Below are 10,746 nucleotides of genomic sequence, written 5' to 3' on the forward strand. Positions count from 1 at the left end.
CCACGCCGATAGTACACCGGCGCATGATCCCGTGTTGCGCTCCACGTTTTCACGCTGCGTCTTTTTCCGCCATACAGCATCACTGCCGTCCTTTGATTTCAGCCGTTTATCTCCCTGCCTTGCGCTCCTGCTTCTGCTGGTACAGGGAGCGGTCCGCCTCCGCCTGAAGCCGTGTTAAGTCTTCCGTGGTCAAGGGCGCTTCCGCAGAAAATGCAGCGGAGGCCCAGCCGTAAGAAATGCCGCAGGAGGGGAGCTGGTCATCCCAGCGCGCCTCCACCTCCCGCTGGAAACGGGCCAGGAGTTTTGGAATTTGGGATACAGCTTTTCCGGTGAGGATTACCATGAATTCGTCTCCGCCAATACGATGGCAGTAGCCAACCGTATCAAAGACCGCCCGAATACACAGTGCCGCCGTGTAGATGGCCTGATCTCCCACATGGTGTCCCATCTGGTCGTTGATCCGCTTCAGATCATCCACATCAAAGGCCACGAACGCCAGCTGTTCCGGATTTTGCTCCAGCAGTGCGTCCAGCCGGCCCTGGAACGCATTCCGGTTGCCCATCTCCGTCATGCTGTCTACCACCGCCAGACGGCGATAGTGTTCAGCGGCCTCCTTTGTCCTCCAGAACTTCCCGAAGGAGGAGATCATATCCACCGCCATACCGGCGATGAGAATGGATAGCCCAACCATATAAAGGCTCGTGCTCTTCGCGGCTGGAAGCCGATCCAGATGGTACAGGGCGATGGAGACCAGGCCGAACACATAGACCGCGATCTGCCCCAGGAAGGAGAAACGCAGCAGCCGCTCCCGCCGCCGCACTGCGCTGTCCCAGAAAGCTGCGGTGGAGGCAGGAAGGCTCACCAGAATCAGCGCATGGACAATGACCGCCGTATGCCGCAGCTCCACCAGCCCCGCCATATGGAGGGCCATGGAAAGTCCTGCGTTGAGAATCACGGCCCAGATGAGCACGGTCAGCAGCCGCCTGCAATTGGGGGTCATCTGCCGGACATAGAGCAAAAAGGGCACATCCAGCAGATAGAAGGCGGCGTAGCTAAGAAAATACGACACGGCGTAATTCCCGCCGCCCATGGTGGTGATCTTGGAATCCAGAAGAATCCATGCGCCGGAGAGCAGCAGGAGCAGCGCGAAGGCAAGCAGTGGGGCATAGGCCTGGCTTTTCCACCGCCGCAAAAGCGCCGCCGCTGTCAGCACAGAGATGGCCAGCAGCAGGCAGACCGAGCCGAACAGGATGACCGGCCCGTTATCCCAGAGCAGCGCATACCGGATGGCGCCGGGGGTATCCAGGAGCATACTCTCCACCGTGTAGGTGTCGCTGCCGTACGGCTGAAGTTCCACCGTCAGCCGGTCGGCCTGGGCACAGGCAGACATGGGGATAAAGTGCCACATGCTCCCCAGGGCGTGCTCCCGGCCCTGGGCCGCCTCGTAAATCAGCGCATCGTCCGCCCAAACCCGGACAGAAGCATACCGACTCCGTATGGTCAGCACGTACCGGGAATGCAGTTTCTCCTCCTCTGTTAAATCACGACACAAAACCAGTGACTCACCCTCCACATCCAGGGTGCAGGGGAGAGAATCGATTGGCTCCGACACACCGTCGCGCAGGTAAAACCAGCCGGTGTCCAGCCGGCGCGCCTCTGGACTGCCGGGCCCATCCAGCCAGGTGGCAAACTGGAGAGAGGCGGCAATGGCCAGAAGCACCACAACACCGACGGCCGCGAAAGCCCACCGATCCCGACAGCCCGGGACGGCAGAATCCATATTGTGTTCAATGTTTCTCACGGGTCATCGCCCCCTTTCTCCGTATCATCATTCGAAAGGCCGAAAATCGCATCAGAGCCGGCCTCCCAGCAGTTTTTCTTCCGCCTCCCAGGCGGGAATGGGGTAATAGAACCGGAAGCCCTGAATGGCGTCGCAGCGCAATTCCTGGAGGATGCCCAGCTGCTCGTCATTTTCCACGCCCTCGGCCAGGGTGGTCAGCCCAAGTTCATGACCGATCTGCACCATGACCCGCATGATCGCCCGGCCTTTCGGCGTATTGACATGGTCCACCAGTTCCTTGTCCAGCTTGATCCCATCCACCGGGTACTCCTGGAGATCGTAAAAGGACGTAAAGCCGGCGCCGAAGTCGTCCAGCACCACCTGCACGCCCAGTTCCCCCTTGACCCGCCGGGTATTCTGCAGCACCTGCCCAGCGTCACGGGCCTGCGCGCTCTCTGTCAGCTCGAAAATCAGCAGTTCTCGGGAAAAGGTGTACCGCCGGATGATCTCGCCGCAGCGCTCCACAAAATCCGCCGCGCCAAAACTTTTGCGGGAGAAATTGCAGGAGATGAAGAAATCCTGGACCCTGCACTTCTCCATACGGTCCAAAAACGCGCAGGCTTTCTCCAAAATATAATAGTCCATGCGCTCGATCATGTTCTCCCGTTCCATCATAGGGACGAAATGCCCCGGGGTAAGGAAACCCTTTTCCGGGTGCTGCCAGCGGGCCAGCGCCTCGCCGCCCACGATCTCATAGGTCCGGGCATTGACGTAGAATTGGATATAGAGTTGGAACTCCTCCCGCTCAAAGGCTAACGCGATTTCGCCCTGAAGCTGCCGCTCCTGGTCGATCTTTCGGAGGATGTCCTGAGAACAAAGCACATAGTCTGTCTCCTCCCGGCAGGCCATCTGCGCGCTCTGCAGGGTTTTGATCAGGATCTCGTCCAGATCACGGTCGTCACTCTGGAGGGGATACACGCCGCAGTTGACCTCGCAGCTGTAAGGCTTCCCGTACAGTCGGGAGAACTCCCGGATCCGCGCCAGGGCCGTAGGCAGCCACTGCTGTACGGTATCTGCGATATAGCTGAGCAGGAAACCGTTGTACTTGACCTCCAGCACCGCGCTGAAGGGGTCCAGCACCGGGTAGAGGTTCAGATCCGGCGCGAACAGGTCCAGCCGGGACTCCGTGGCAATAATATGGTGGTCCAGGGTGATCCGGATGCGGTTCTCCTTGGCGATAAAGGCCTTGCGCTGGTACTCCACAATGGCCTTCGGCCGGTAGCACATCCGGCTCATCAGGCCGTAGCACTCGGCGGCGAAGGGCTCCTCATAGCGCAGCAGCGCCTCGTAGCGCCCGGCAGCCAACTGCCGGGCGTCCTCCCTGCCCATGCGCAGGGAGCGCTTGCGCTGATACGCACCCTGCTTCTGCTTCATTTCCAGCATGGCGAAGTCCGCCCCCGGGTCGTAGATCCGCAGGCGGAGCTTGCGGCGCAGCTCCGCCCCCTCGATCTTCTCGAAGAAGTCCGTGTCGTCCAGGGTGTCGAAGTAGAGGGAGCGGATGCGGTACCCCAGGGCGCCGCCGTGCCGGTCCTGGGCCATCACCTGGGACAGCGCCCCGGACAGGCGGGCCATATCTACCAGATGGATCAGGTATTTCTTTTCCTGCCGCATGACTTCGTTCATATCGGGCCTCTCTTTGTACTCAGCCGCGCTCTCACCATGGCCGCGGGCCGGTCAGACTGTCAGGGCTCGCTCCGGGGCGAGGTCCCCAGACTGTCGATGATGGTGATGACCAGGCCCCGGATGGAGTTCTCGGTGGTGCGGTAGGGGGCGATGCGCAGGGTATAGAACCGGCCGTTCATGGCCGTCACCTCCCGGTCGATGGAGACCAGGTCCCGCAGGACGGTGCGGCAGTCGCTCTCAATGGCCTCGTCGGGGAAGCTGTGGGCGAAGATCTGGATGGGACGGCCCACGTCGTGTTCCATGAGCTGGAACTCCCGGCCCACGTACTCCGTAAACTTCCGGATGTTCAGGTCCCCGTCCACAAAGAGGATACCGATCATGGTGGAGGAGAGGAAGTTGGACAGGTCGTTGGTCATGGTGGTCAGCTCGTCCAGCTTCAGCTGGTGCTCGGTGTTGACGGTGTAGAGCTCCTCGTTGACGGACTGGAGCTCCTCCGTAGAGGACTGCAGCTCCTCGTTGGCGGTGAGCAGTTCCTCATTGGCCGCCTGGAGCTCGCCGTTCACCGTCTCCAGCCGCTGGATGGTGGAGCGCAGGTCGTTCTGGGACACCTGGAACTCCCGCTCCAGGTCGGAGATACGCCGGGCCGCCGTGGCGTCCAGGTCGTACTTCTCCACCACGCCGCCGGCCTCCTCCGGGGCGCCGCTCTCCAGGAAGAGGACGGACACCAGCTCGTCGTCCCCCTCCTGGCCGGGGATGGGCTCCACCAGCAGGTTGATGACCTTCCGGCCGGAGGGGGTGTCCACGGCGATGTCGGTATAGGTGATGGCAGTGTGCTCCGTGCGGCAGCGGCTGACGGCGGTGGAGGCCACCAGGCTCAGGTCCTTGCACAGCATCTGGAAGAAATTTAAGGTCGCCTTGCCCGGGGCCAGGGTCAGGTAGTCGCTGTAGCTGCCAAAGAAATGGAGGACGGTGTCGTTCTCGGACAGGACCACCGAGGCGGGCAGATAGCGCTCCAAAAAGCGGGTGTACCGGCTCTCCACGGCGGACTCGCTGTTCTGGCTCATGCCGGCGTGAATGTTTTTCAGGGAGATATTCTGGATGTTGGGGATGCTGAAGGTAGGGGGTGCCAGATCCTCCACCTTGCCCTCAGCCTTGTGGAGGTAGATCTTCTCCGCGGAGCATACCGGCTTAAAGAGGTTCACATACTCCCCGGCAGTTTCGCTCTTGCCCAGGAACAGGAAGCCCCCGTTCTTCAGGGCGGAGTGGAAGATGGCGAACAGGCCCCGCCGCATCACCGGCTGGAAGTAGATCATCACGTTCCGGCAGCTGATGAGGTCCAGCTTGCCGAAGGGCGGGTCGGAAAACATGTTGTGGGTGGCGAAGACGATCATCCGGCGGATGGACTTGGAGATGTGGTACTGGTCCCCCACCTTCAGGAAAAACTTGGCCAGCCGGTCCGGGGTCACGTCGTCGATGATGTTCTCGGAGAAGATGCCCTTGCCCGCCTGCTCGATGGCCCGGGAGTCCACATCGGTGGCAAAGATCTTCACATCCCGCTTCACCTGCAGCTCGTCCATGACCTCCTGGAAGAGGATGGCGATGGAGTAGGCCTCCTCCCCGGTGGAGCAGCCGGCGGACCACACCCGGATGGGCTCGTCCTCCTTGGCCCGCTCCACAATTTTGTAGATGGCGTTGTACTTGAGCTTTTCAAAGAAAGCCGGGTCCCGGAAGAAGTTGGTCACTCCGATGAGAATCTCCTTGACCAGGGTGTTGACCTCCTCTTGGCTGTCCCCCAGCAGCCGGGCGAACTCGGGCAGGCTGCTGGTGTGGGTGACCAGCATCCGCCGCTCGATGCGCCGCAGAATGGTGGAGCGCTTATAGTATGTAAAGTCGATGCCGCTGGCGTTTTTCAGAATGGTGTAGATGTGCGAGAGGGTCTCCTCCTCGGAGAACAGGGAGTCGTCGTCAGTCAACAGGCTGTCGCCACGCAGGGGGCGCAGCAGGACGGGGGTGTTGGAGAAGTTCAAAATCTCCTCGGCGATCTCCTCCGGGGAGAGGACGAAGTCGGCCAGGCCCGTGTTGATGACACTGCGGGGCATGCCGTCAAACTTGGCGCTCTCCGGGGCCTGGGCGATGACCAGGCCCCCGTGCTCCTTCACCATCTTGACGCCGTTGGTGCCGTCGGAGCCGGTGCCGGACAGGACCACGGCGATGGAGTGCTCCCGCTTCTCCGCCGCCAGGGAGGCGAAAAAGGCGTCGATGGGGTGGTTCAGCGACCCCGGCGCCTCGGACAGGATCAGCCTGCCGTCCTTGATGGTCATGTACTTCTTGGGCGGGATCAGGTAGACAGTGTCCGGCTCCACGGCCATGCGGTTTTCCGCCTGGCAGACGGACATCTCAGTGTGCTTGCCCAGAATATCGGCCATCAGGCTCTTGTAGTCCGGGGAGAGATGCTGGACCACCACAAAACTCAAACCGCTGTTGGGCGGCATATAACTGAAAAACTGCTGCAGAGCCTCCAGCCCGCCGGCGGAGGCGCCGATGCCAATGACGATGGACGAGGACTGCGTCCCGGCGGTGATCTTTTCCTCTGTTTCTTTCATGTGCGGATTACTCCTTTCCCGCTTCATTTGTTTTTGCGGGAACGTCGCCCCGCAGGTATTTCTGTTCAAACACATCCGCCGGCAGCGGACGGTCATAATAGAACCCCTGGACATAGACGCAGCCCATCTCCAACAGGGCGGAGATCTGCTCCTCCGTCTCCACGCCCTCGGCCACGCAGGTCATGTTGCAGCTTTTGCAGATTTCCACCAGATCCCGCACCAGCATCCGGCTGATGGGATTGCCGCCCAGGTCCGCGATCAGACTCCGATCCAGTTTCACCGTCTCAAATTTCACATTGGTGAAGAGGGACAGGTTGGCGTACTGGGAGCCGAAGTCGTCCAGGCTCATGTGCAGGCCGCAGGCGCGGAAGCGCTCCACAAAATTTTGGAGTTCCGCGGTGCTCATCCTGTCGCCGCGCTCTGTGATCTCCAGCTCCAGGGCGGACTCCGGGATGTCCGGATAGCGGCTCTGAATAGCCAGGACGGATGCCAGGGTGGCGGGGTGGGCGAGGGTGGTCCGGGAGAGGTTCACGGCAATTGGGACGATACCAAGTCCGGCAGAGCGCCACTGCTCCGCCTGGGCGAGGCTCCGCTCCAGAACGAAGAGATCCAGTTCCCGGATGGCGCCGGTGTCCTCCATCAGAGGGATGAACTGCGCCGGGGGAATGATGGCGCCGTCCTCCCCGATTCTTCGCACCAGCGCCTCCGCCCCGGCCAGGGCGCCGGTGCGCATATCCACCTTGGGCTGGAAGTAGACGATGAACTGCCCGCCCTGGGCCGCGTCCCCGGAAATGGGGTCGTATATGATGTGGGGGAGGGCCGAGAGGGCCTGCGCGAAGTGCTCCGTATGGGCGTTGCGCATGGCCCGCTCCGCCTCCTCCGCTAAGTGCTTGCCGGTGAAGACCTCGTTGGCCCACGCCTGGCCGATGCGGATCTGCTTGGGATAGCGCCGCTGGATGATGGACCACAGCCGGCCGCAGCAGCCCAGGAATACCTCCCGGGTGGTGTTGGGATAGAACGCCACAAACTCCGTCTCACGGACACGGAATAACAGCGCCGGGCCAAACAGCTCCGTCAGCGTATTGGCCACATACCACAGCATCCGGCTGCCGTACTCAAAGCCCTGGGTGTTGTTGACTGCGGCGAGCCCCGGGATGTCCAGGGCCACCGCGCCCATGGAGCTGTAGTACTCGGAGTTAATGGTGTGGAGGGTCTCCAGATAGGACCGCAGATCCGGTATATTCATCAGCCGCTCCGTGAGGGCCGATGGATTCGCCCCGCCGCTGAACCGCTCCCGCTGCTGCAACATGAAGGGGATCAGGGTGCTGAACACCGCCGCGTCCGCCGGATGCTTGCGGGCGTTTTCCACACACAAAAAGCCCATTACCTCCTGATGGTCGTCCCGCGCCAGGGGGAACACGGTAAAGTGCCAGGGACGCTCCGCTCCCTCCTCTCCGTCCGGCGCCGCTTCGGCGGCGTTCCGGGACAAGTACATCGGTGAGCGCTCCCGCATGCACTGGATCATCAGGGGGAATTTCTCCAGCGGCGTGCCGGAGACAACCTGCTGAATGTTGCGCTTGCTGCCGTTGGTCCACTCGAAGGTGATAATGACCGCGCGGCGGCTCTCCACCAGCATCAGGGTGTAGACACGATCGGCATGGTAATACTCGCCGATGGCCCGCAGGACGCCGGACAAGGACGCGTCCAGGGTCTTGGCCGCCAGCATGGTGGACATGCTGTCCAGCGCCAGATCCTTTTCCGGCGCCGACAGCAGGCGGCTCATCTCCGTGGTGTGGATGGAAACCCGGTCGTTCTGGCCGGCGTGCAGCTGCGTCCAGATCCAATCTTCTCGCTCCTGGGCAAAGACCACCGCGTCCGCGGCCGCGTTCCAGCGGGACGCGCACGCCTGGACCGCCTGGGCCAGCATGAAACGGTAATTGGCCGTGGCCGCAGGCATCAGATCCACGCCCGCCACAAGACGCAGCCCGCGGTAAACCGACTCGGGCGAAAGCATACGGCGCAGCGCGGTGAGGGATTCCTCCAGGCGGCTGCGCAGGGCATCCTTTTCCGTCACATCCGGGAATACGATGACAATCTGGTCGGCTCCCTGCCGCCCCATCAGGCAACTGCCGCCCAGTACCAGGGAAAGCCCTGCGGAAATCCCGTACAGCACCCGGTCCGTCTCTTCTCCGACGGGCAACTGCTCCACCCCGTTGATTTGGAGGACGGCCACGGCGCGGTTGCCGCTTTTCCGGTCAGAAAACAGAGCCTCCGCCATCCGCTGCACCGCCTCCTGGCTGTGCAGCCGGCTGACCGCGTCCCGGGCAGTCTCGCTGCGGATCACCCGCTCCAGGCGGTGGTCCGGGTCCAGCCAAATCAGATAGACAAAGAGATACACATGCCGGGAGATGGGTTCTTCTGTCAGATAGAGGATGTGCCGCACCCAGCGGATACTGCCGCTGCGGTCCGCTCGCCGGTACTCCGCGCACAGCCACCGTGTCCCGCTGCGGTACCGCTCCAGCAGCGCGTCCCGGTCAAAGCCGGTAAGGAACTGGTGCTGGTCGCCCTTGCAGAAAATGTGCTGCTTTTCCAGGCGCAGTACCTCGGAACAGCGGGCGTCCTGTACCTGGTGGCTGAAGTCCGTCCCCTCAATCCAAAGGTGCTCCACGCTGTCCAGATCCAGATTGGCCCGCATCCGCATGACCAGATCCGCCACCAGCAGTTCCGGCAGCCGGTACTGGTCCGGTGACCAGTCCTCCCCGCCGGTGAAGCTGCGGGGCAGTTCCTCCAGAACGCCCACCGCGCGCGCTGCCCGGCCTACCTCGTCGAACAGCATCCGGTAGGAGAGGGAAAACCAGCCGTAGCAGCCGCTGTCCCGCCGGCGCACGGCAAAATTGCCGAACCCTTGGGCACAGCCGTTCAGCAGCTCATGGGCAAAGCGCCGGAACCGGGCCACGCAGTCCGGGTGAATCCAGCCATTGTCGATCAGACTGTCCGGGAAGGGGGAGGGATCGCCGTGCGGCGGATCGTCGTCCCCGCCCAGGATGTCGCCCCGGAACCGCCGGGTGGACAGGTCCACTTCCCAGACGCGCTTGGAAGTCAGGTCAAAAGCGGTCTGGAACCGCCGGAGCTGATCCGCCTGGTCCTGCTGGGTTTCTTTGAACTTGGATACATCCGTCGTGGTAACCATCATCATGGGCTGATCGCTGTTGTACTCGATCCGCGCAGCCCGAATCTGCCACCAGAGCCAGGGCTGTCCCTCGCCGCTGTGGACCCGGTGGGTGTACTCCACCACCTGTTCCTGTTGAAGTCCATCCCGCAGTACGAGCAAAACGGAGGGAAGGTCGTCCGGGTGGACCAGGTCGGTCAAAGGTTTTGGCAGAGGGAAGCCCTTGCTGTCACCCCCGATGAGCCGGCAGAAGCTGGGGCTGACATAGACGATCCGAGGGACCTCCCCCATCTCCAGCAGTGCCACGCCGCTCTCCATGTTCTCCAGCAGGGCGCTGAGGGTGATGACGCTGGCGGGTCGCAGTTCCCCGTCCTGCTCCACCTCCTGGTCCTTTAGGTAAAACTGGTGCTTGCCTGCCTTTTTTGCTTTGTAGAGCGCCAAGTCAGCGGACTGGTACAGCCCCTCGAACGTCTGCCCCTTCCCGGCCAGGTGGATGCCCACGCTGGCCGTTATATATACCGTCTCCCGGTCACCCAAAGCCAACTGCAGTTTCTCACAGATGGCGGCAGCCTTTTTTGAGGCGATTTCCTTCGTGATGCCACCATAGAGGAACACGACAAACTCGTCTCCTCCCAGCCGCCCCACGATGTCGCTTGCCCGAAAGAGGCTGGAGAGTTTCTCCGCCGCCTGCCGGATGGCCTGGTCCCCGGCCTGGTGGCCCAGCATATCGTTGACCTGCTTGAAATTGTCCAGATCCACAATAAACAGCGCACAGGTGTCCCCCTGTCCCATTTCCAGCAGACGGTCTTTGATTGCCCGCTCCGTGGCGGCGCGGTTGAGCAGGCCGGAGAGCATATCCATGGAGGCGCGCCACTGGAGGTCTTTCAGATAGGAGTCCTGGCGGTTCCCCGTCGGCTGCATTTCATTTTTAGAGGAGTCCTCTCTCATTTGACCCACCCGCTTTCCGTTTCGATGAAAATCTTGATTTTTATTCCGCGCGCAGCCTATGTAACAAGTATAATCTTTTGCTACATTTTACCACCGTTTTGGTAAATGTTCAATACCCAGCGGGGCGCCGGCATATTCCGATTCGACGCTTTTTGCATTTCCGGGCAGTATACAGTGCTTGTGCCGCCGAATCTGCCCAAGCCAGTGTAACAGTAGATTATATATGTTACATAGCCCCCTTGTCTGACGATACGCTATACTGTGGGTATCTTCAGACCAAGGGGGCTATGATACGCTATGGCAGCAACAGAACCAATCAGGAACAAGAGCCAACTGAAGGCTTTGGCCAATTATTTTTTGAAGCGAGGGCAGTTCCGCAATTACGCGCTCATCGCAGTGGGAACGTGCACTGCGCTCCGGATCAGCGACTTACTAAAACTGAAATGGACAGACGTTTAGTGTGAAAGCAGGTAACGGTTCAGGACAGATGAAAAAGGGTGCACGAAACCGGCCCTGCCAACATCGAAGTTTTCAGGGCAAAAGGCAAAAGAGAAGAAGCTGTC

General features: G+C 61.2%; 4 protein-coding genes. All 4 read right to left on the bottom strand.

Annotation, left to right across the window (positions count from 1 at the left end; all coding sequences use genetic code 11):
- Positions 1-106: 106 nt before the first annotated feature.
- From H6B51_RS18345 to H6B51_RS14455, 4 genes are read right to left on the bottom strand one after another with little or no spacing between them, the layout of a single operon-like run.
- On the bottom strand, positions 107-1,801 hold the full coding sequence (locus H6B51_RS18345; protein ID WP_204884348.1) for a GGDEF domain-containing protein: 1,695 nt from the start codon (positions 1,799-1,801) through the stop codon (positions 107-109).
- 51 nt (positions 1,802-1,852) lie between these two features.
- Complete coding sequence (locus tag H6B51_RS14445) at positions 1,853-3,463, bottom strand: EAL domain-containing protein (protein ID WP_204884349.1); 1,611 nt, start codon at positions 3,461-3,463, stop codon at positions 1,853-1,855.
- A 59-nt stretch (positions 3,464-3,522) separates the two neighbouring features.
- Positions 3,523-6,066 carry a chemotaxis protein CheB gene (locus H6B51_RS14450; protein WP_204884350.1) on the bottom strand — a complete coding sequence of 848 codons (2,544 nt, stop codon included), beginning with the start codon at positions 6,064-6,066 and terminating at the stop codon, positions 3,523-3,525.
- Between the two features lie 7 nt (positions 6,067-6,073).
- Positions 6,074-10,183: an EAL domain-containing protein gene (locus H6B51_RS14455; protein ID WP_204884351.1), complete on the bottom strand. Its 4,110-nt coding sequence runs from the start codon at positions 10,181-10,183 to the stop codon at positions 6,074-6,076.
- Positions 10,184-10,746: the final 563 nt, after the last annotated feature.

The organism is Pseudoflavonifractor phocaeensis, assembly GCF_016901955.1.
GTDB lineage: Bacteria > Bacillota > Clostridia > Oscillospirales > Oscillospiraceae > Flavonifractor > Flavonifractor phocaeensis_A.